The organism is Exiguobacterium sp. UBA7533, from assembly GCF_002479335.1.
Classification (GTDB): Bacteria; Bacillota; Bacilli; order Exiguobacteriales; family Exiguobacteriaceae; genus Exiguobacterium_A.
In genome coordinates this window covers 26189-47019 of the sequence record NZ_DLMP01000013.1, presented here as the reverse complement: position 1 = coordinate 47019, position 20831 = coordinate 26189, and the positions used below count along the sequence as shown (strand labels likewise).

22 protein-coding genes and 2 other annotated features are annotated in these 20831 nt (G+C 48.5%); all 22 genes read left to right on the top strand.

Annotation, left to right across the window (positions count from 1 at the left end):
- Window positions 1-103 precede the first annotated feature (103 nt).
- The 22 genes from ispD (at window position 104) to rpsG (ending at window position 20831) form a co-directional block, all read left to right on the top strand.
- The gene (ispD, locus tag B2U10_RS12970) at window positions 104-787 is read left to right on the top strand and encodes a 2-C-methyl-D-erythritol 4-phosphate cytidylyltransferase (RefSeq protein WP_035413128.1); all 684 of its coding nucleotides are present in this window, start codon (window positions 104-106) and stop codon (window positions 785-787) included.
- A 2-nt stretch (window positions 788-789) separates the two neighbouring features.
- Window positions 790-1272 (top strand): 2-C-methyl-D-erythritol 2,4-cyclodiphosphate synthase, encoded by a 483-nt coding sequence (gene ispF / locus B2U10_RS12965; RefSeq protein WP_029343079.1) that lies wholly within the window; start codon window positions 790-792, stop codon window positions 1270-1272.
- 43 nt (window positions 1273-1315) lie between these two features.
- Window positions 1316-2764 carry a glutamate--tRNA ligase gene (gene gltX, locus B2U10_RS12960; protein WP_290788152.1) on the top strand — a complete coding sequence of 483 codons (1449 nt, stop codon included), beginning with the start codon at window positions 1316-1318 and terminating at the stop codon, window positions 2762-2764.
- Window positions 2764-2982, top strand: a binding site (T-box leader). It overlaps the preceding gene by 1 nt.
- A gap of 9 nt (window positions 2983-2991) precedes the next feature.
- A complete protein-coding gene (gene epsC, locus B2U10_RS12955) occupies window positions 2992-3711 on the top strand; it encodes a serine O-acetyltransferase EpsC (RefSeq protein WP_255344377.1) in 720 nt (239 codons plus the stop codon).
- Window positions 3665-5062, top strand: a complete 1398-nt coding sequence (gene cysS, locus B2U10_RS12950) for a cysteine--tRNA ligase (RefSeq protein WP_290788149.1) — start codon at window positions 3665-3667, stop codon at window positions 5060-5062. The genes epsC and cysS overlap by 47 nt, the downstream gene beginning before the upstream one ends.
- The gene (locus B2U10_RS12945) at window positions 5059-5463 is read left to right on the top strand and encodes a Mini-ribonuclease 3 (protein WP_035413140.1); all 405 of its coding nucleotides are present in this window, start codon (window positions 5059-5061) and stop codon (window positions 5461-5463) included. The genes cysS and B2U10_RS12945 overlap by 4 nt, the downstream gene beginning before the upstream one ends.
- Before the next feature lie 166 nt (window positions 5464-5629).
- Complete coding sequence (gene rlmB / locus B2U10_RS12940; RefSeq protein WP_369792041.1) at window positions 5630-6313, top strand: 23S rRNA (guanosine(2251)-2'-O)-methyltransferase RlmB; 684 nt, start codon at window positions 5630-5632, stop codon at window positions 6311-6313.
- Complete coding sequence (locus B2U10_RS12935; RefSeq protein WP_035413144.1) at window positions 6310-6840, top strand: NYN domain-containing protein; 531 nt, start codon at window positions 6310-6312, stop codon at window positions 6838-6840. Before rlmB ends, B2U10_RS12935 begins: the two co-directional genes overlap by 4 nt.
- Before the next feature lie 187 nt (window positions 6841-7027).
- Entirely contained in the window at window positions 7028-7669 is a 642-nt protein-coding gene (gene sigH, locus B2U10_RS12930; protein WP_035413147.1) for an RNA polymerase sporulation sigma factor SigH, read from the top strand.
- 155 nt (window positions 7670-7824) lie between these two features.
- On the top strand, window positions 7825-7971 hold the full coding sequence (rpmG, locus tag B2U10_RS12925) for a 50S ribosomal protein L33 (protein ID WP_023466603.1): 147 nt from the start codon (window positions 7825-7827) through the stop codon (window positions 7969-7971).
- Window positions 7972-8015: 44 nt separating this feature from the next.
- Window positions 8016-8186: a preprotein translocase subunit SecE gene (gene secE, locus B2U10_RS12920; protein WP_023466605.1), complete on the top strand. Its 171-nt coding sequence runs from the start codon at window positions 8016-8018 to the stop codon at window positions 8184-8186.
- A gap of 19 nt (window positions 8187-8205) precedes the next feature.
- Window positions 8206-8757 carry a transcription termination/antitermination protein NusG gene (gene nusG / locus B2U10_RS12915; protein ID WP_023466607.1) on the top strand — a complete coding sequence of 184 codons (552 nt, stop codon included), beginning with the start codon at window positions 8206-8208 and terminating at the stop codon, window positions 8755-8757.
- Window positions 8758-8906: 149 nt separating this feature from the next.
- Window positions 8907-9332, top strand: a complete 426-nt coding sequence (rplK, locus tag B2U10_RS12910; RefSeq protein WP_023466609.1) for a 50S ribosomal protein L11 — start codon at window positions 8907-8909, stop codon at window positions 9330-9332.
- Between the two features lie 117 nt (window positions 9333-9449).
- Complete coding sequence (rplA, locus tag B2U10_RS12905; protein WP_023466610.1) at window positions 9450-10136, top strand: 50S ribosomal protein L1; 687 nt, start codon at window positions 9450-9452, stop codon at window positions 10134-10136.
- 55 nt (window positions 10137-10191) lie between these two features.
- Window positions 10192-10343 (top strand) — a sequence feature (ribosomal protein L10 leader region).
- Window positions 10344-10393: 50 nt separating this feature from the next.
- On the top strand, window positions 10394-10900 hold the full coding sequence (rplJ, locus tag B2U10_RS12900) for a 50S ribosomal protein L10 (protein ID WP_023466611.1): 507 nt from the start codon (window positions 10394-10396) through the stop codon (window positions 10898-10900).
- 76 nt (window positions 10901-10976) lie between these two features.
- Window positions 10977-11345, top strand: a complete 369-nt coding sequence (rplL, locus tag B2U10_RS12895) for a 50S ribosomal protein L7/L12 (RefSeq protein ID WP_023466613.1) — start codon at window positions 10977-10979, stop codon at window positions 11343-11345.
- A gap of 82 nt (window positions 11346-11427) precedes the next feature.
- Window positions 11428-12024: a class I SAM-dependent methyltransferase gene (locus tag B2U10_RS12890; protein WP_035413150.1), complete on the top strand. Its 597-nt coding sequence runs from the start codon at window positions 11428-11430 to the stop codon at window positions 12022-12024.
- A gap of 232 nt (window positions 12025-12256) precedes the next feature.
- On the top strand, window positions 12257-15814 hold the full coding sequence (rpoB, locus tag B2U10_RS12885) for a DNA-directed RNA polymerase subunit beta (protein WP_035399374.1): 3558 nt from the start codon (window positions 12257-12259) through the stop codon (window positions 15812-15814).
- A 20-nt stretch (window positions 15815-15834) separates the two neighbouring features.
- Window positions 15835-19434, top strand: coding sequence for a DNA-directed RNA polymerase subunit beta' (gene rpoC, locus B2U10_RS12880; RefSeq protein WP_035413153.1), 3600 nt, complete (start codon window positions 15835-15837; stop codon window positions 19432-19434).
- An 80-nt stretch (window positions 19435-19514) separates the two neighbouring features.
- The gene (locus B2U10_RS12875) at window positions 19515-19766 is read left to right on the top strand and encodes a ribosomal L7Ae/L30e/S12e/Gadd45 family protein (RefSeq protein ID WP_023466620.1); all 252 of its coding nucleotides are present in this window, start codon (window positions 19515-19517) and stop codon (window positions 19764-19766) included.
- A gap of 125 nt (window positions 19767-19891) precedes the next feature.
- Window positions 19892-20311, top strand: coding sequence for a 30S ribosomal protein S12 (gene rpsL, locus B2U10_RS12870; RefSeq protein WP_023466621.1), 420 nt, complete (start codon window positions 19892-19894; stop codon window positions 20309-20311).
- Between the two features lie 49 nt (window positions 20312-20360).
- Window positions 20361-20831: a 30S ribosomal protein S7 gene (rpsG, locus tag B2U10_RS12865; RefSeq protein WP_023466623.1), complete on the top strand. Its 471-nt coding sequence runs from the start codon at window positions 20361-20363 to the stop codon at window positions 20829-20831.

The window sequence follows — 20831 nt, the reverse complement described above, 5'->3', positions numbered from 1 at the left end:
GCATTCAGATAGACCCGCAACGGATTCGATTTCATGATCGAGTCCGTTTTCGGTGTGATGGAATGGATCACGATGATCAGTGAGATAGAAAAGAGGGAATGAGATGTCTACAGCCACATATCGCGTCGTCATCCCCGCTGCCGGTGCCGGTAAGCGGATGGGCGCAGATCGTAATAAATTGATGCTTGAACTAAGAGACCGTCCAATCATCGCTTGGACACTAGATGTCTTCGAGGCGGACCCGGCATGTGCGGAAATCGTTCTTGCGATCAATCCAATGGAGAAAGACTGGTTTACGCACGTCACTTCGTCCTATGCGACAGCCATCAAACTGGTTGCGGGTGGTGCCGAACGTCAAGAAAGTGTTCTCCGTGGTCTTGAGGCATTAGAAGGCGAAGGGATCGTCCTGATTCATGATGGGGCTCGACCGTTCATTTCACAAGAAGCGATTCATGCGGTCGTCCAGGCGGCAGTGTTGGATCAAGCAGCGATTCTCGCCGTACCGATCAAAGACACCGTCAAACGGATCGAAGCGAATCACATCAGTGAGACCGTTCCGCGAGAACACTTGATGGCAGCCCAGACACCACAAGCATTTGATCTTGCAACGATTCGCACGGTTCATGAAAAAGCGGCAACAAAATACCTAGGAACCGATGATGCAAGTTTGATAGAATGGGACGGAGGAAAAGTAACGATCGTCCACGGTCACTACGAAAATATCAAGATGACGACACCGGACGATCTATGGTTCGGTGAAGCAATTCTAATGAAACGAGGGAAATGACGATGATTCGAATTGGACAAGGTTTTGATGTACATGCCTTTGCAGAGGATCGGAAATTGATTTTAGGCGGCATTGAGATTCCGCATACGAAAGGATTGCTCGGTCATTCGGATGCAGACGTTTTGTTACATACGATTGCCGACGCAGCACTTGGTGCGATTGCAGCGGGGGATATCGGAAAACATTTTCCGGATACGGATCCGGAATTCAAGGATGCGGATTCAGCAAAATTACTGCAGCATGTCTACGCGCTCGTTAAACAACAAGGGTATGAGCTTGGCAACCTAGATGCGACAGTCATCGCACAGGCACCAAAGCTTCGTCCGTACATCGACACGATGCGCGCTCGGATCGCAGAATTACTCGAAGCGGACATTGAACAGATCAATGTCAAGGCAACGACAACGGAATGGTTAGGTTTTACGGGACGAGAAGAGGGAATCGCTTGTCAAGCAGTGATTCTACTGAAACGAATCGAAGAATAAGGTATACTAGATAAGCGAATTTTAGTCGAAGGAGTGATTGGCAATGGCAGAAGTACGAGTACGTTATGCCCCAAGTCCAACAGGACACTTGCATATCGGGAATGCCCGGACTGCATTATTTAACTATCTGTTTGCACGCCATTTAGGCGGCAAGATGGTATTACGAATCGAGGATACGGACCAAAAGCGGAACATCGCAGGTGGGGTCGAGAGTCAAATGAAGAATCTCGAGTGGCTCGGTGTCGATTGGGACGAAGGTCCAGGTCGCGGTGGTGAGTACGGTCCTTATTCACAAATGGAGCGTCTTGATATCTATCAAAAGTATACGGATGAGTTACTTAAAAAGGGACTCGCTTACCGTTGCTACATGACATCGGAAGAGCTCGAAGCAGAACGCGAAGCGCAAATCGCACGCGGAGAAGCACCACGTTATTCAGGGGCACACCGTAACCTGACAGCAGAACAAGAAGAAGCGTTCCGCTCAGAAGGTCGCACGCCATCGATTCGGATTCGTGTACCGGAAGATGTCACGTATACATGGAATGATATCGTCAAAGACGACGTCTCGTTCGAATCAAAAGACTTCGGTGATTGGGTCATCGTTAAAAAAGACGGCATTCCGACATATAACTTTGCTGTCGTCATCGACGATCACTTGATGGCGATCAGTCACGTTCTTCGTGGAGATGATCATATTTCGAACACACCGAAACAGATGATGATCTATGATGCGTTCGGTTGGGAATACCCGACGTTTGGTCACATGACATTGATTGTCAATGAAGCACACAAGAAACTCTCGAAGCGTGATCACTCGATCATTCAGTACATCGAGCAGTATAAAGAGCTCGGTTATCTCCCGGAAGCATTACTCAACTTCATCACGCTTCTCGGCTGGTCACCTGTCGGCGAAGAGGAAATCTTCACAAAAGAAGAGTTAATCAAGATCTTTGACGCGGATCGTCTCTCGAAGAGTCCGGCTGTCTTTGACCAAAACAAATTGGCTTGGATCAACAGTCAGTATATGAAACATCAATCGTTCGAAGAAGTATTCGAAGCAAGTCTTCCGTTCCTACAAGAAGCAGGTCGCGTCGAAGCGTCACCTTCAGAAGAAGAGCTCGCTTGGGCACGTGATCTTGTCGCGCTATACCGCGAACAGATGACGCATGGCGCGGAAATCGTCAAGCTTTCAGAGATGTTCTTTGAGGATGAAGTGGTGTATGATGAAGAGGCAAACACTGTCTTGAGTGGCGAGACGGTTCCGACTGTACTTGCAGAATTCGCGAACCAGTTACGCGCTCTCGAAGAGTGGACACCAGAAGCAATCAAAGCATCGATCAAAGCGACGCAAAAAGCGACTGGTCAAAAAGGAAAAAACTTGTTCATGCCAATTCGTGTCGCGACGACAGGACAGACGCATGGTCCAGAACTCCCGAACACGATTCAATTACTAGGAAAAGACCGTGTGCTTGCACGGCTTGAAGCAGAATAACGAAAGCGTAGACGAGGAAAGTAACGATGCGTCTTCTTCTCCAGAGACAAGCTCGAATGGTGCGAGGGCTTGAAGAAGCGAATCATGAAATGCCCCTCTGAGTGCTGCCCGAAATCCGTGAGAGTAGGCGCAGACGTATCTCCGGCGTTAACGGACGTCGAGAGGGACGAGTCAATCGTCCAAACAGAGTGGGACCGCGCTTCGTTAGCGTCTCTGTGCAGCAATGCATAGAGGCGCTTTTTCTTATGGAAAGGAGAACGTATATGACACGGATGCGAGAAGATATCCGCAATGTGTTTGAGCAAGATCCAGCTGCCCGCAGCACGTTAGAAGTCATTTTGACATACCCGGGCTTACATGCGATTTGGATGCATCGCCTGGCCCATCGGCTCTGGAACGCGAAGTTTCGCTTGCTTGGTCGATTGATTTCGCAATTCAGTCGCTTTTTGACAGGCATCGAGATTCATCCAGGAGCGACGATTGGACGCCGATTCTTTATTGACCATGGGATGGGTGTCGTCATTGGTGAGACGACGATCATTGGCGATGACGTCACGTTGTTTCAAGGCGTGACACTCGGCGGAACGGGGAAAGAAACAGGAAAGCGTCATCCGACGATTGAAGACGGCGTACTTGTCTCTGCCGGTGCTCGTGTCCTAGGTGATATCACGATCGGGGCATACTCAAAAATCGGTGCCAGTTCCGTCGTCTTAAAACACGTTCCTCCAAATGCGACCGTCGTCGGCATTCCGGGACGTGTCGTCATTCAAGACGGGATGAAGGTCGAAGCACCACTTGATCATCGTTTCCCGGATCCGGTCAGCGAATGCCAAGAGCGGATTGAAATGGAACTAGAAGTATTAAAACAAGAAATTGAACGGATTAAAGGAGGGCGACGTCATGATTCAACTGTACAACAGCATGACCGGAAAAAAGGAACCATTTAAACCATTAGAAGAAGGAAAGGTCAAGATGTATGTCTGTGGCCCGACTGTGTACAACTACATTCATATCGGCAATGCACGTCCAGCGATCGTCTTCGATACGGTCCGTCGCTACTTCACATACCGCGGATATGAGGTCAAATACGTCTCGAACTTCACGGACGTCGACGATAAGATCATCCGGACAGCAAACGAACTGGGAGAAGATTATCATGCGTTGACGAAACGTTTCATTGAAGCGTATCACGCGGATACGGGTGCTTTGAATGTCCAAAAAGCGGATATCCATCCACTTGTCACGGAAACGATGGACGATATCATCGCCTTCATCGAAGTACTCGTTACAAAAGGCAATGCCTACGCATCGAGTGGGGATGTCTACTTCCGGACGCGTAGTTTCAAGGATTATGGTCAATTGAGCCAACAGTCGATCGATGAATTGCGCGCAGGCGCACGAATTGAAGTCGGAGAGAAAAAAGAAGATCCGCTTGATTTCGTGCTCTGGAAAGCAGCAAAACCAGGCGAGCCGGCATGGACGAGTCCGTGGGGCGAAGGACGACCAGGCTGGCACATCGAGTGCTCGGCGATGGCAAAGAAATACCTTGGAGAGACGATTGACATTCATGCTGGTGGACAAGACTTGAAATTCCCACACCATGAGAATGAGATCGCCCAGTCAGAAGCATGCAACTCACAGAAGTTCGCAAACTACTGGATGCATAATGGGTTCTTGAACATCGAAAATGAGAAGATGTCGAAGTCGCTCGGTAACTTCTTGACGGTTCATGAAGCAATCCAAGCGGTTGATCCGATGGTGTTACGATTCTTCATGTTATCGGTTCAGTATCGTCACCCGATCAACTACAGTCGTGAACTGATCGACCAAGCAGCGAATGGTCTCGCACGGATTCGGGAGTCGGTCGCAAACATCGAACATCGTCTTGACATGACGGCTGATCTCGGAACAGGTGACGAGAAGTGGTTGAATCGTCTAGCGGCGATCAAGGAACACTTCATCACATCGATGGATGATGATTTTAATACAGCGAACGCTGTGACGGATTTATTTGATCTCTCGAAAGAAGCCAATCTATACCTCGGAGAAGCACATGTGTCGAAACAGGTGCTCGAACAGTTCCTCGCACTCTTCTCGGAATTATCAGGCGTCCTTGGTGTGACGTTGACAGTCGACAAAGGCTTACTCGATGAAGAAGTCGAACAGTTGATCGAAGAGCGGAGCACAGCCCGTCAAAATCGTGACTTCGCACGAGCGGACGCAATCCGCGATCAGCTACGTGATCAAGGTATCTTGCTGGAAGACACAGCGCAAGGGATGCGGTGGAAGCGCGGATGAAGAACTACAAACAACTGAATGCACTCGCGTTAGCGTACATGGGCGACGTCGTCTATGAGATTCGTGTGCGCGAGCGATTGCTCGAACAAGGTTATGTGAAGCCGGGCGAGTTGCACAAAGCAGCTGTTCGGTACGTTCGGGCACAAGCACAAGCGACGGTCGTGACGCACTGGTTGAACACGGATGCGTTGACGGAAGAAGAGGCGGCGGTCGTCCGGCGCGGGAAGAACGCAAAATCCGGTTCCATCCCGAAGAGTACGGACGTCCACACGTATCGCTACGCGACAGCATTTGAAGCATTGCTCGGTTATATTTATCTTTCAGAAGGAGGGGATCGCCTTGAAGAACTCATCGGACAAGCGTTCGAATTACTCGAAGCCGAAAAAACAGACGAATCCTAAGGCTACAAGCGCGAAGCCAAAAACGAAGGCACAGCGTCCAGCACAAGAGAAACGAAAAGCCGCTCCGGTCAAGGAACAGCCAGTCGCGATCGAACCGCTCGAAGAAGGACAAGATTTCTTGTCGGGTCGAAATCCGGTTCTAGAAGCATTACGGAGCGGACGAGAGATGAACAAGCTGTTTCTGCAGGAAGGACAACAAAAAGGACCACTTGCCGTCATCCACGCGATGGCGCAGGAAGCAGGGATTCAAATCCAGCTCGTACCTCGCTCACGGTTAACGGGTTTAGCCGGAACGGAAAATCACCAAGGTGTCGTCGCAGCGGTAGCGGCGTATGAGTACGCCGAGATGGAAGACATCTTTGAGCTCGCGCGTCAAAAGGACGAAACACCGCTCTTGATCCTACTCGATGAACTCGAGGATCCGCATAATCTCGGATCAATTTTGCGGACAGCAGATGCTGTCGGGGCACACGGGATCATCATTCCGAAGCGTCGATCAGTCGGATTGACGCAAGTCGTCGCAAAAGCATCAACAGGCGCGATCGAACATATTCCTGTCGTTCGCGTGACGAACCTTGCGCGGACGATGGAGGATCTAAAGAAACAAGGCATCTGGTTCGTCGGAACGGATGCGCGCGAAAGTGATGACTACCGGACACTTGATGGGACGATGCCACTCGGAATCGTCATTGGAAGTGAAGGAAAAGGAATGAGCCGGCTCGTCCGTGAGAAATGTGATTTCCTCGTCCACCTCCCGATGGCGGGACATGTCACATCGCTCAACGCATCGGTTGCTGCTTCGTTATTACTATATGAAGTCTACCGGACTAGAAAGCCGTATGCGCGATGAAATATGATCGTCTCATCGTAGATGGCTATAATATCATTGGCGCATGGCCAGAATTTCGGACGTTGCGGGAGCAAGATTTTGAATTGGCACGGGAACGGCTGATTCATGCGATGGCGGAATACCAAGCTGTCACAGGTCTCAGCGTTACGATCGTCTTCGATGCCTATCTTCAACCGGGACGTGAATCCCGGATGCAAAAAAGCGGGATTGATATCGTCTACACACGGGAGAACGAAACGGCAGATGAATGGATTGAAAAGACAGCTGCTGATTGGCTACAAGATATCCGAGTCAAGTTAACGGTAGCGACGAATGATTATACGGAGCAGTGGGTCATCTTCACGCTCGGAGCACTCCGCATATCGGCGCAAGAGCTCCGGCGAGAGTGGAAAGCGGCAGTCGCTGTCATCAAACAACAGACGACGTCTGCGAAGACGACGGCTCAACCGCGCTCGAAGATTGATTTACCAGAAGACGTCGTCGCACGTTTAGAAGCGATCCGTCGCCGAAAGAATTCAGATACATGATATAAACCATTCGCATGAGCAGATCACCGTTTTTCCTACTTTGGAAGAACGGTGTTTTTTTTATGAAAAGATACATTTTGGATACAACAAAAGAGGTCATGCCAATTTTCATTGTCGTGCGACAGGTAATTATTGTATAATTAAAAACAATTGAACTATTCGTCAATGATGCTTGGAGGGATACAAGATGAGTTTGGTTTCGTTCGACCAGTTTGGGTGCATGACCGATGAAGCGCTTGTAGAACAAGCGAAAGAGTTCGACAACAGCGATGCGCTCGAATTTTTGATCGAGCGGTATCGAAATTTCGTGCGCGCCAAAGCCCGTTCTTATTTTTTGATCGGGGCAGACCGAGAAGATATCATTCAAGAAGGAATGATTGGTCTCTATAAAGCAGTACGGGATTACCGAACGGACAAGCTTGCCTCGTTTAAAGGATTTGCCGAATTATGCATTACGAGACAGATGATCACTGCGATCAAGACGGCGACACGTCAGAAACATATCCCGTTGAACTCGTACATCTCACTCGATAAACCGATCTATGACGATGAATCGGAGCGGACGTTACTCGATATCATTACGTCGACAGCACCTTCTGACCCACAAATCTTGATCGTCAACCGGGAAGAATATGCAGACATTGAATCGAAGATGGATGAAATTTTAAGCGACCTTGAACGCAAAGTCCTCGCGCTCTATCTTGACGGACGGACGTATCAGGAAATCTCTGACGACCTCGATCGTCATGTCAAATCGATCGACAATGCCTTGCAACGCGTCAAGCGCAAGCTTGAGCGTTATCTCGAAGCACGAAAGATGACGGTCTAACAGAGAGGTAGATTGACCGTAATCCCTTCCTATGCTACTGTATAACTAGCGCCTTACTAGCGAGACGCCGCTCATAGGCGTTTTTTTTTACGCTCTTTTTCGGAAGGAAAGTACCTCAACAGAAGAGAAGAGTGGCAAAGAAGGAGGACTTTGAGATGGCGAAGAAAGTAGGCCTTGCTTGTGATAATTGCGGTGCCCGCGACTATACGACGATGAAAAAAGAGGACGTCACTGTCCGCTTGGAATTGAAGAAATTCTGCCGTCGTTGTAACGCGCATACGATTCATAAAGAAGCGAAATAAAGCTTCATCTGTCCCGATTTATTACATCCTGGAGGGAAAGTACGATGAAATTTTTGCGTGACGTATGGAATGAATTGAAAAAGACGAGCTGGCCCAAACGGAAAGAGCTGACGAAATACACATTGACGGTCATCGGTATGGTGATCTTCATGGGTGTCTTCATCTTCGGCGTCGATTCAGGGCTTAGCGCATTGATGAGCTGGTTGATTAAGTAAAAAGAAGAGGTGGCCTACCATGGAGAAACAATGGTTTGTCGTCCAAACGTATTCCGGATTCGAAAACAACGTCAAGGCGAACCTTGAACGTCGGATTGAATCCATGAACATGGACGAAAAAATCTTCCGTGTACTCGTTCCGATTGAAACGGTACAAGAAGAAGTAACGAACAAAAAGGGAGAAACGAAAATCAAGGAACGTGAAGTCAAGATCTTCCCGGGGTATGTCCTCGTTGAGATGGTCATGACGGATGATTCTTGGTATGTCGTCCGGAATACTCCGAACGTCACGGGCTTCCTCGGATCAGTCGGCGGCGGTTCAAAACCAACCCCACTTCTTCCGGAAGAAGCAGAAAATATCCTTGGATCAATGGGTCTTGTCGATCTGAAGAGCCGTTACGACTTCTCACTCGGACAAATCGTCCGAATCAAAGAAGGAGCTTTCGAAAATCTCGAAGGTACGATCGAGGAGCTTGATACAGATGCTGAGAAAATGAAAGTCTCTGTTGATATGTTCGGTCGCGAAACGAAGGTCGAGCTTGATTTCGCACAGGTCGATAAAATCGATTAAGTTTCCTATTGCGAATGTTTTGTTTTAATGATACAATTTTTCGTGTTTGATGTTGTGCTTATTTCGATAAATAACTCGTCGAATAGAATGAGTGGGAGGACGCGCAACGTCCAATTAAACCACATTAAAGAATTAAGGAGGTGTGTCTCGTGGCGAAGAAGGTTATGAAACTCGTAAAACTTCAAATTCCTGCGGGCAAAGCAAACCCAGCTCCACCAGTTGGACCGGCACTCGGTCAAGCAGGTGTGAACATCATGGGCTTCTGTAAAGAGTTCAACGCTCGTACACAAGACCAAGCCGGCTTGATTATCCCTGTAGTCATCACGGTTTTTGAAGATCGTTCATTCACATTCATCACTAAAACTCCTCCAGCAGCAGTTCTCTTGAAGAAAGCAGCTGGAATTGAGAGTGGTTCAGGTGAACCGAACCGTAAGAAAGTAGCGACTGTCAAACGTGACAAAGTTCGTGAAATCGCTGAAACAAAAATGCCAGACCTTAACGCATCATCTGTTGAAACAGCAATGTTGATGGTTGAAGGTACTGCACGTTCTATGGGTATCGTAATCGAAGACTAATGTCTTTTTGATTACCATGAACAACGATGAGGGTCGCAGGCGGATAGTTTCTTGAAGCCTGCTACCCTTTCATTATGTGGGAGGATTTTCCGCACAACCACAAAGGAGGAACCTAAAATGGGTAAGAAGTACAAAGAAGCTGCTAAGCTTATCGATCGTACGGTTTCATACGAACTCGCAGAAGCTGTAGATTTGACTAAAAAATCTGCAACTGCGAAATTCGATGAGACTATCGAATTGGCTGTTCGTCTCGGAGTAGATCCGAAGAAAGCAGACCAACAAATCCGTGGAGCAGTCGTATTGCCACACGGTACTGGTAAAACACAAAAAGTCCTCGTCTTCGCGAAAGGTGAGAAACTTAAAGAAGCGGAAGCTGCTGGAGCAGATTACGCTGGTGATGCTGAGTACATCAACAAAATCCAACAAGGATGGTTCGACTTCGATGTTATCGTTGCGACACCAGACATGATGGGTGAAGTTGGTAAACTTGGTCGCGTTCTCGGACCAAAAGGCCTCATGCCAAACCCGAAAACAGGTACAGTTACATTTGACGTCACAAAAGCAATCAACGATATCAAAGCTGGTAAAGTTGAGTACCGTGTCGACAAATCAGGTAACATCCACGTTCCTGTCGGTAAAAAATCATTCGATAACGAGAAACTCGTTGAGAACATCAACACAGTTATCGAAACTCTCGTAAAAGTTAAGCCTGCTACTGCTAAAGGTGTATACCTTAAGAACATCGCGATCGCTTCTACAATGGGTCCTGGTGTAAAAGTATCTTCAGCTGACTTCGCGAAATAATTTCGTCTAAAACGAACTTGACAACGTTCTAAGAACGCTGTTACAGTATAAAACGTTGATATATTTCGACATACCGTAGACAGAAGGTGCTCACATGGGCATAAATCCTTCCGAGGTGTTCTTGCTCAGAGAGCCTGTTTGTTCAGGTATCCTTTTTGACGATTACGCCTCCTCTGCTTTGCAGACGGAGGCTTTTTATTTGAAATCGAGCAGCCCCTCGCACCGGTACATTTCATCTACCAGGAGGTGCAACAGAAATGGCAAACGAAAAAGTTATCGCTGTCAAAGCGGATCTCGTATCTGAGATCGCTGAGAAACTCCAAGCGAGCGCAGGAACAGTTGTCGTCGACTACCGTGGTCTCACAGTAGAAGAAGTCACTGAACTTCGTAAACAACTCCGCGAAGCGGGCGTTGAATTCAAAGTTTACAAAAACGGTCTCCTCCGCCGCGCGGCAGTTCAAAGCAACCTCGAAGGTCTTGATGAAGTCTTCACAGGTCCTAGTGCGATCGCCTTCAGCAATGAAGACGTTATCGCGCCAGCTAAGATCTTGAACGACTTCGCTAAAACGCACAAGGCTCTCGAACTTAAAGGTGGTATCATCGAAGGCAAAGTCACTTCAGTAGAAGATGTCAAAGCCCTTGCGGAACTTCCATCACGCGAAGGTCTCCTTTCGATGCTCCTCAGCGTGCTTCAAGCGCCAATCCGTGGACTCGCGGTGGCAACGAACGCAATCGCAGAGCAAAAAGAAGAACAATCTGCTTAATTTCTGCTTAGCGGGATAGGCAACCAACACAATTTTCACACCCCAACGTGGGCTAAATCAAAGGAGGAAAACCATAATGGCTTTCAACAAAGAGCAATTTATCGAAGACCTCAAGGGCATGACTGTTCTTGAACTTAACGAACTCGTAAAAACAATCGAAGAAGAATTCGGCGTATCAGCAGCAGCTCCAGTAGCAGTTGCAGGTGCTGGCGCAGGCGCAGCAGCTGAAGAGCAAACTGAATTCGACGTTATCCTTACTAACGCTGGATCTGGTAAAATCAACGTCATCAAAGCAGTTCGCGAATTGACAGGCCTCGGTCTTAAAGAAGCGAAAGCTCTCGTAGACGGAACTCCAGCACCAGTTAAAGAAGGCGTTTCGAAAGAAGACGCTGAAGCAATGAAAGCTAAGCTTGAAGAAGCTGGCGCTACTGTAGAAGTTAAGTAATTTTCTTCTTCCGTAGAAACAAGAGAAGCTCGCATTGCGAGCTTCTTTTGTTTTCATCTTTTACATGAGAGGGGAAGGAAACATGGCGGATCATTATTATACGAATGACCCTTCATCGAAACGAGATCCGAAGACGTGGGAATATGTCCTGCGTGGTCAAACGCTCCGCTTTACATCGGATCACGGTGTCTTTTCAAAGAACGGAATCGATTTTGGTTCACGTCTGTTGATTGAGGCATTCACGGAACCGGCTGTAGCTGGAGACATTTTAGATGTCGGCTGTGGATATGGACCGATGGGCATTGCGCTCTCGAAGTCGACAGGACGTCCGGCACACTTGATCGATGTCAATGAACGGGCGCTCGAACTAGCGGCAGACAATGCGCGCGCGAACGGTGTTTCCGTGACGACCGGTGTGAGTGACGGGTATGATGGGGTAGGCGAATCGACATTCGCAGCGATCGTGACGAATCCACCGATTCGGGCAGGAAAAACGGTCGTTCATCGTATTCTCCGAGAAGCATATGATCATCTCATCGTTGGCGGCGAACTTTGGGTCGTCATTCAAAAGAAACAAGGTGGACCATCTGCGAAGAAGTTGATGGAAGAAGTATTCGGTATGTGTGAGACAGTTACCCGGGATAAAGGGTACTCGATATTTAAATCAATTCGGTCTTGACAAATCGAAGGATTTGTCGTTGACCTCATGTTGTGTCTATGATAGTATTATAAAATGCCATTGGAGTGATTTTTGGATAAGATGTTTGAAAGCAGCTGGCGTTCTCGACTACAGATGATTGAGTAGACAAGACGTCGCTTTTTTGCGCTTATCAATCAAAAAAATGGCTTCAATGTTCGATATTACACCCGTCCTTCTCTATAAGAAGAAGTGGGTCTGAGAGGTGAATCAGTTGACTGGTCAACTTGTTCAGTACGGTCGTCACCGTCAGAGAAGAAGCTATGCACGTATCAGCGAAGTATTGGAACTTCCAAACTTAATCGAGATTCAAACGAATTCGTATGAGTGGTTCCTGCGGGAAGGTCTTCGTGAAATGTTTCATGACATTTCGCCGATTTCCGATTTCACAGGGAATCTCGTATTAGAATTCATCGACTACTCGCTCGGAGAGCCGAAGTATTCGATCGATGAATCGAAAGAGCGCGACGTGACCTATTCGGCACCACTACGCGTTAAAGTCCGTCTTCAAAATAAAGAGACGGGTGAATTGAAAGAACAAGAAGTCTTCATGGGTGACTTCCCGCTTATGACGGAGTCGGGAACATTCATCATCAATGGAGCGGAACGCGTAATCGTTTCGCAGCTTGTTCGTTCGCCAAGTGTTTATTACAACAATAAGTTAGATAAGAACGGTAAGCGTGGGTTCTCCGCGACAGTCATCCCAAACCGTGGTGCATGGCTCGAGCTCGAGACAGACGCGAAAGACATCGTTTATGTTCGCATTGATCGCACGCGTAAGATTCCAGTAACGGTTCTTTTACGTGCTCTTGGTTTCGGTACGGATCAGGAAATCATCGATCTTCTCGGTGATGATGAGTACCTCCGGAATTCACTTGAAAAAGATAATACGGAATCAACGGAAAAAGCCCTCATCGAGATTTATGAGCGTCTACGTCCGGGAGAGCCGCCGACAGTCGAAAACGCAAAAGCGTTACTCGTGTCGCGCTTCTTTGACCCGAAACGTTATGATTTGGCAAACGTTGGTCGTTATAAAATCAATAAAAAGCTTCATCTTAAGAACCGTCTTTTCGGTCAGAAACTTGCGGAAACGCTCGTTGACCCAGAGACAGGTGAAGTCATCGCGGAAGCAGGAACGGTCCTTGATCGTCGTATGCTCGATAAAGTCCTTCCATTCCTCGAAGGATCCGTTGGTTATATCGAAGCGACGCCTACAGGCGGCGTGACGCAGGGTGAGGCTTTCAACTTACAGTCAATCAAGGTGTTCGCACCGGACGATGCTGAAGGTGAACGCATCATCAATATCATCGGTAACGGTAACATCGATCGTGACATCAAGCACATCACGCCTGCTGACATGATTGCTGCGATCAACTACTTCTTCAACTTGTTGCATGAAGTCGGTACGACAGACGATATCGATCACCTCGGTAACCGTCGTCTCCGTTCAGTCGGTGAGCTGCTCCAGAATCAATTCCGGATCGGTCTCTCGCGGATGGAACGTGTCGTTAAAGAACGGATGTCGATTCAGGATCAGAATGCGATCACGCCACAGGCATTGATCAACATTCGTCCAGTTATCGCATCGATTAAAGAGTTCTTCGGTAGCTCGCAGTTGTCTCAGTTCATGGACCAAACGAACCCGCTTGCAGAATTGACGCACAAACGTCGTCTTTCAGCACTCGGACCCGGTGGTTTGACACGTGAGCGCGCTGGTTTCGAAGTTCGTGACGTACACTACTCGCACTATTCCCGTATGTGTCCGATCGAAACGCCAGAGGGACCAAACATCGGTTTGATCAACTCGTTGTCTTCGTACGCGAAGGTCAATGAGTACGGCTTCATCGAAGCACCATATCGTCGTGTCGATCCGGAAACGGGCGTCGTCACAGATGAAATCCATTACATGACTGCAGACGAAGAGGATCTTTACGTCGTCGCACAGGCAAACATGTTGTTGACGGAAGAGAAGACGTTCCAAGATTCACACGTCCTTTCACGTTTCCGTGGACAAAACTTGTCTGTTGAACCAGCACGTGTCGATTATATGGACGTTTCACCGAAGCAGGTTGTATCTGCCGCAACGGCTTGTATCCCGTTCCTTGAGAACGATGACTCGAACCGTGCCCTCATGGGAGCGAACATGCAACGTCAGGCCGTCCCACTTCTGAACCCGGAATCTCCGATTGTCGGTACAGGTATGGAGTACGTGTCTGCAAAAGACTCAGGAGCCGCTGTTGTTGCGAAGCACGCAGGGATCGCTGAGCGCGTTACGGCGCGTGAAATCCTTGTCCGTCGTACGACGGAAGTCGATGGCAACATCGTCGAAGGTGAACTCGACCGTTACAAGATTCAAAAATTCATCCGTTCTAACCAAGGAACGTGTTATAACCAAAAACCAATCATCAAAGCAGGCGACCCAGTCGATAAAGGCGAGATCCTTGCAGATGGTCCATCGATGGACGGTGGGGAACTTGCGCTTGGTCGTAACGTACTCGTCGGTTTCATGACATGGGATGGTTACAACTATGAGGATGCTGTCATCATGAGTGAACGTCTTGTCAAAGACGACGTCTACACATCGATCCACATCGAAGAATACGAATGTGAGTCGCGTGATACGAAACTCGGACCGGAAGAAATCACACGTGATATTCCGAACGTCGGTGATGATGCCTTGAAAAACCTCGACGATCGCGGAATCATTCGCGTCGGTGCGGAAGTCAAGGACGGCGATATCCTCGTCGGTAAAGTTACGCCGAAGGGTGTAACGGAATTGACAGCGGAAGAACGTCTTCTTCATGCAATCTTCGGTGAAAAAGCACGTGAAGTCCGTGATACATCTCTCCGTGTTCCACACGGTGGTGATGGAATCATTCTCGACGTCAAAATCTTCGACCGCGATAATGGGGACGAGCTCTCACCTGGTGTCAACCAGTTGATCCGTGCTTACATCGTTCAGAAGCGTAAGATTCACGAGGGTGATAAAATGGCGGGTCGTCACGGTAACAAAGGTGTTATCTCACGTATCCTTCCAGAAGAAGACATGCCGTACATGCCAGACGGTACGCCAATTGACATCATGTTGAACCCACTTGGGGTTCCATCACGGATGAACATCGGGCAGTTGCTCGAGCTTCACCTCGGGATGGCAGCACGTCAACTCGGCATTAAAGTCGCATCACCAGTATTCGATGGTGCGCGTGAGGAAGATGTTTGGGCAACGATTGAAGAAGCAGGTATGGATCGCGACGCGAAGACTGTCCTTTATGATGGTCGTTCGGGTGAAGCGTTCGATAACCGTATCTCTGTCGGTGTCATGTATATGATTAAACTTGCTCACATGGTCGATGATAAACTTCACGCACGTTCGACAGGACCATACTCACTCGTTACACAACAACCGCTTGGTGGTAAAGCCCAGTTCGGTGGTCAGCGTTTCGGTGAGATGGAAGTATGGGCACTTGAAGCATACGGCGCAGCCTACACGCTCCAAGAAATCCTTACAATCAAGTCGGATGATACGATCGGTCGTGTCAAAGCGTACGAAGCAATCGTCAAAGGTGAGAATGTACCACAACCGGGCGTACCGGAATCGTTCCGAGTCCTCATTAAAGAGCTTCAATCCCTCGGTATGGACGTTAAGATGATGTCTGCTGATGATGAAGAGATCGAAATGCGTGACGAAGACGAGGACAATATCCCGAACGCGACTCCAGCACTCGAAGAAGTTCAAGCGCCTGTCGCACCAGTTGTTACTGAAGAGGAATAAGCGAAAGGGAGGTCCACCCCTTGGTAGATGTTAATAGATTTGAATATATGCAAATCGGCCTCGCTTCCCCCGAAAAGATCCGTTCATGGTCTTTCGGGGAAGTGAAAAAGCCGGAGACGATCAACTATCGTACACTCAAACCGGAGAAAGATGGTTTGTTCTGTGAACGTATTTTTGGTCCAACAAAAGACTGGGAATGTTACTGTGGTAAATACAAACGGATCCGCTATAAAGGAATCATTTGTGATCGCTGTGGCGTTGAAGTCACGAAGTCGAAAGTCCGTCGGGAGCGCATGGGTCACATCGAGCTCGCAGCACCGGTTTCGCACATCTGGTACTTCAAAGGAATTCCTAGCCGTATGGGACTCGTCCTCGACATGTCACCACGTGCGTTAGAAGAGATCATCTACTTCGCGTCGTACGTCGTAACAGATCCAGGCGAATCGACACTTGAGAAGAAACAACTCCTTTCAGAGAAAGAATACCGTGCCTATCGTGAGAAGTTCGGTCGTTCGTTTACTGCTGAAATGGGTGCGGAAGCAGTTCGTAAATTGCTCCGTGACGTGGAACTCGATAAAGAAGTCGCTGCATTACGTGAAGAACTTCGTATGATTCAAGGACAACGTCGTACGCGTGCGATCAAACGTCTTGAAGTTCTCGATGCTTTCCGTAACTCAGGCAACAATCCAGAATGGATGGTGCTTGAAGTACTTCCAGTCATCCCACCGGAACTTCGTCCGATGGTTCAACTCGATGGCGGACGTTTCGCGACGTCTGACTTGAACGACTTGTACCGCCGCGTCATCAACCGTAACAACCGTCTCAAGCGTCTTCTTGACCTTGGCGCTCCGAACATCATCGTTCAGAATGAAAAACGGATGCTTCAAGAAGCAGTCGATGCCTTGATCGATAACGGTCGTCGTGGTCGTCCAGTCACAGGACCAGGTAACCGTCCACTTAAATCACTTTCACACATGTTGAAAGGGAAACAAGGACGTTTCCGTCAAAACTTGCTCGGTAAACGTGTCGACTATTCTGGTCGTTCGGTTATCGTCGTTGGTCCGAATCTGAAGATGTATCAATGTGGTCTTCCAAAAGAAATGGCCCTTGAACTCTTCAAACCGTTCGTCATGAAAGAACTTGTCTCTCGTGGCATCGCACCGAACATCAAGAGTGCGAAACGGAAAATCGAGCGCGTTCAACCTGAAATCTGGGATGTTCTTGAAGAAGTCATCCGTGAGCATCCGGTTCTCTTGAACCGTGCACCGACACTTCACCGTCTCGGTATCCAGGCGTTCGAACCAACGCTCGTCGAAGGACGCGCGATTCGCCTTCACCCACTCGTATGTACGGCATATAACGCCGATTTCGATGGTGACCAAATGGCGGTTCACGTACCACTTTCGGCAGAAGCACAAGCAGAAGCGCGTCTTCTCATGCTCGCTGCACAAAACATCTTGAACCCGAAAGACGGTAAACCTGTTGTTACACCATCGCAGGATATGGTCCTCGGTAACTACTACCTCACGCTCGAGCGCGAAAATGCGATCGGCGAAGGTAAAATCTTCTCGACAGTGAATGAAGCGCTCATCGCTTATCAAAACGGTTATGCGCACTTCCATACACGTGTTGCGATTCCAGCCGGCGTTCTCAAGAACCCGACATTCACGGAAGAGCAAAACGAGAAATTATTGATTACAACAGTCGGTAAGTTGATCTTCAACGAGATCCTCCCAACGACGTTCCCTTACTTGAACGAACCAACGATGACGAACCTTCAAGAAGCGACGCCAGACAAGTACTTCCTTGAAAAAGGAACAGATGTCGCGGCAGAACTGAAGAACCGTCCGATCATCGACCCGTTCAAAAAAGGATTCCTTGGAAATGTCATCGCGGAAGTCTTCAAACGGTTTGAGACGACAGAAACAAGCCGCATGCTCGACCGCATGAAAAACCTCGGATTCAAACACTCGACTCGTGCCGGTATCACGGTAGGGATCGCGGACATCATCGTTCTTCCGGATAAACAAGAGATTCTTGTTGAAGCCCAGGACAATGTCGACCGCGTCATGAAATCGTACCGTCGTGGTCTCATCACAGAAGACGAGCGCTATGAGCGCGTCGTTAAATCGTGGAATGATGCGAAGGATGAAATTCAGTCTCGTCTGATGAAATCCCTCAACCGTCTCAACCCGATCTTCATGATGAGTGACTCCGGTGCCCGTGGTAACGCGTCGAACTTCACGCAGCTCGCTGGTATGCGTGGACTCATGGCCGCTCCAAGTGGACGGATCATCGAGCTCCCGATCAAATCATCGTTCCGTGAGGGTCTAACGGTACAGGAATACTTCATCTCGACACACGGTGCACGTAAAGGTCTTGCCGATACAGCCTTGAAAACGGCTGACTCGGGTTACCTGACTCGTCGTCTCGTTGACGTTGCTCAAGACGTCATCATCCGTGAAGATGATTGTGGAACGGATCGTGGTATCCGCGTCACAGCACTCCGTGAAGGAACGGAAGAGATCGAAAGCCTCTACGACCGCCTCGTCGGCCGTACTGCATTCGAAAACGTCGTTCACCCCGAAACAGGAGAAGTCCTCGTTTCGACGAACGAACTCATCGATGAAGACATCGCACGTGTCATCACTGACGCTGGTGTCGACAACGTCGAGATCCGTACTGCCTTCACATGTAACACAAGCCATGGTGTCTGTAAGAAATGTTACGGACGCAACTTGGCAACAGGCAACGACGTCGAAGTCGGCGAAGCTGTCGGTATCATCGCGGCACAATCAATCGGTGAGCCAGGAACGCAGCTTACGATGCGTACCTTCCACACAGGTGGGGTTGCCGGAGACGATATCACACAAGGTCTTCCGCGTATCCAAGAGTTGTTCGAAGCGCGTAACCCGAAAGGTCAAGCGGTTATCTCGGAAATCGATGGTCAAGTCATCGACTTCACGGAATCGCGTGACAAACGTGAATTGACGGTCCAAGGACTCAGCGAAACACGCACATACACGATCCCATTCGGTTCGCGTCTACGTGTTCAGCTTGGGGACGAGGTCAAAGCCGGTCAAGTCTTCACGGAAGGTTCGATCGATCCGAAAGAACTCTTGAACGTTAAAGGTGTATCCGGCGTTCAGAACTACTTGCTTCAAGAAGTTCAAAAAGTATACCGGATGCAAGGGGTTGAGATCGGTGACAAACACGTCGAGGTCATGGTTCGCCAAATGATCCGTCGCGTACGTGTCATCGAGTCTGGTGAGACTTCACTCTTACCAGGTTCGCTCGTCGATATCAGCACGTTCAAGGAAGCTTGTAAAGAAGCGCTCCGTAACGGGAAAGCTCTCGCTTCGGCGAAACCAGTTCTTCTCGGTATCACGAAAGCGTCACTTGAAACAGATTCATTCCTATCGGCTGCGTCGTTCCAAGAAACGACTCGTGTCCTTACGGATGCAGCGATTAAAGGGAAGAGCGACTACCTTCGCGGCTTGAAAGAGAACGTCATCATCGGTAAGTTGGTTCCAGCTGGTACTGGGATGTCACGTTACCGTCAGATCGATCTCGAAGTAGCTGGCGAAGCACCTGTAGAAGCCGATTCTCCGGTAGAATAAAACGCCTTGACACGCCGGTATGGCGGTGCTACTATGATATAGTGTTGCCAACCGGCTGTGTTATTTTGGAGGATATCTTCATGTCTTACAAAAAAGTAGTCGGCGCAGATTTGAAGTTTGTCGGTCAAAAGCAAACGCTCAAAGCATTGCGATCTGGCAAGGCGTCGGAAGTGATCATTGCGGATGACGCAGATGAACACGTAAAACAAGCATTGCTCGATGCGGCGAAACAAGCTAACGTTCCAGTCGTGAATGTTCCTTCTAAGCAAGAGCTTGGAAAAGCTTGTGGAATCGATGTCGCAGCAACAGCTGTTGCCATTAAGAAAGTTTGATAATGCGTTTTGTGTGGCGATGGAATGCCTGAGCCACGCAAAACGTTTCATTATGACTTTCGATGAACCACCCGGCTCGGTGGTTTTGAAATTTGTCATGAATTCAGGAAGGGAGGATCTCAAAGATGCCTACTATCAACCAATTAGTCCGTAAAGGACGTCAATCAAAAGTTGTGAAATCAGATTCGCCAGCGCTGAACAAAGGGTACAACAGCTTCATTAAAGCTCGTACTGACATCAGCTCACCACAAAAACGTGGTGTTTGTACTCGTGTAGGTACAATGACTCCGAAGAAACCGAACTCGGCTCTTCGTAAATACGCACGTGTACGTTTGACGAACACAATGGAAGTAACAGCTTACATCCCAGGTATCGGCCACAACCTTCAAGAGCACAGTGTTGTTCTTATCCGCGGCGGCCGTGTAAAAGACTTACCAGGGGTACGTTACCACATCGTTCGTGGTGCACTTGATACAGCTGGTGTTGACGGCCGTATGCAAGGTCGTTCGAAATACGGTACTAAACGTCCTAAAGTTAAAAAATAATCTAGATATCTTAAGATATCACCTCACTATATGAAAGGAGGGACTCGGAATGCCACGTAAAGGTCAAGCAGAACGTCGTGATGTAATGGCTGATCCGATCTACAACTCTAAACTCGTTACCCGCCTTATCAACCGTCTTATGTTAGATGGTAAAAAAGGTACTGCTCAACAAATCTTATACAAAGCTTTCGAAACTATCGCTGAACGTTCAGGTCGCGATGCAATGGAAGTCTTTGAAGAAGCGATGAACAACATCATGCCAGTTCTTGAAGTTAAAGCACGCCGTGTAGGTGGAGCTAACTATCAAGTTCCTGTCGAAGTTCGCCCAGAGCGTCGTACGACACTCGCACTTCGTTACCTCGTGAACTACTCACGTCTCCGTAACGAAAAAACTATGGATGCGCGCCTTGCTAACGAAATCATGGACGCTGCAAACAACACTGGTGCTTCTGTTAAGAAGCGCGAAGATATGCACAAAATGGCGGAAGCGAACAAAGCGTTTGCTCACTACCGCTGGTAA

Excerpts from the sequence above, each read along its gene's own strand:
- ispD (WP_035413128.1), top strand. The coding sequence starts at position 104 with ATGTCTACAGCCACATATCGCGTCGTCATCCCCGCTGCCGGTGCCGGT.
- ispF (WP_029343079.1), top strand. The coding sequence starts at position 790 with ATGATTCGAATTGGACAAGGTTTTGATGTACATGCCTTTGCAGAGGAT.
- gltX (WP_290788152.1), top strand. The coding sequence starts at position 1,316 with ATGGCAGAAGTACGAGTACGTTATGCCCCAAGTCCAACAGGACACTTG.
- cysS (WP_290788149.1), top strand. The coding sequence starts at position 3,665 with ATGATTCAACTGTACAACAGCATGACCGGAAAAAAGGAACCATTTAAA.
- B2U10_RS12945 (WP_035413140.1), top strand. The coding sequence starts at position 5,059 with ATGAAGAACTACAAACAACTGAATGCACTCGCGTTAGCGTACATGGGC.
- rlmB (WP_369792041.1), top strand. The coding sequence starts at position 5,630 with ATGAACAAGCTGTTTCTGCAGGAAGGACAACAAAAAGGACCACTTGCC.
- B2U10_RS12935 (WP_035413144.1), top strand. The coding sequence starts at position 6,310 with ATGAAATATGATCGTCTCATCGTAGATGGCTATAATATCATTGGCGCA.
- sigH (WP_035413147.1), top strand. The coding sequence starts at position 7,028 with ATGAGTTTGGTTTCGTTCGACCAGTTTGGGTGCATGACCGATGAAGCG.
- rpmG (WP_023466603.1), top strand. The coding sequence starts at position 7,825 with ATGGCGAAGAAAGTAGGCCTTGCTTGTGATAATTGCGGTGCCCGCGAC.
- secE (WP_023466605.1), top strand. The coding sequence starts at position 8,016 with ATGAAATTTTTGCGTGACGTATGGAATGAATTGAAAAAGACGAGCTGG.
- nusG (WP_023466607.1), top strand. The coding sequence starts at position 8,206 with ATGGAGAAACAATGGTTTGTCGTCCAAACGTATTCCGGATTCGAAAAC.
- rplA (WP_023466610.1), top strand. The coding sequence starts at position 9,450 with ATGGGTAAGAAGTACAAAGAAGCTGCTAAGCTTATCGATCGTACGGTT.
- rplJ (WP_023466611.1), top strand. The coding sequence starts at position 10,394 with ATGGCAAACGAAAAAGTTATCGCTGTCAAAGCGGATCTCGTATCTGAG.
- rplL (WP_023466613.1), top strand. The coding sequence starts at position 10,977 with ATGGCTTTCAACAAAGAGCAATTTATCGAAGACCTCAAGGGCATGACT.
- B2U10_RS12890 (WP_035413150.1), top strand. The coding sequence starts at position 11,428 with ATGGCGGATCATTATTATACGAATGACCCTTCATCGAAACGAGATCCG.
- B2U10_RS12875 (WP_023466620.1), top strand. The coding sequence starts at position 19,515 with ATGTCTTACAAAAAAGTAGTCGGCGCAGATTTGAAGTTTGTCGGTCAA.
- rpsL (WP_023466621.1), top strand. The coding sequence starts at position 19,892 with ATGCCTACTATCAACCAATTAGTCCGTAAAGGACGTCAATCAAAAGTT.
- rpsG (WP_023466623.1), top strand. The coding sequence starts at position 20,361 with ATGCCACGTAAAGGTCAAGCAGAACGTCGTGATGTAATGGCTGATCCG.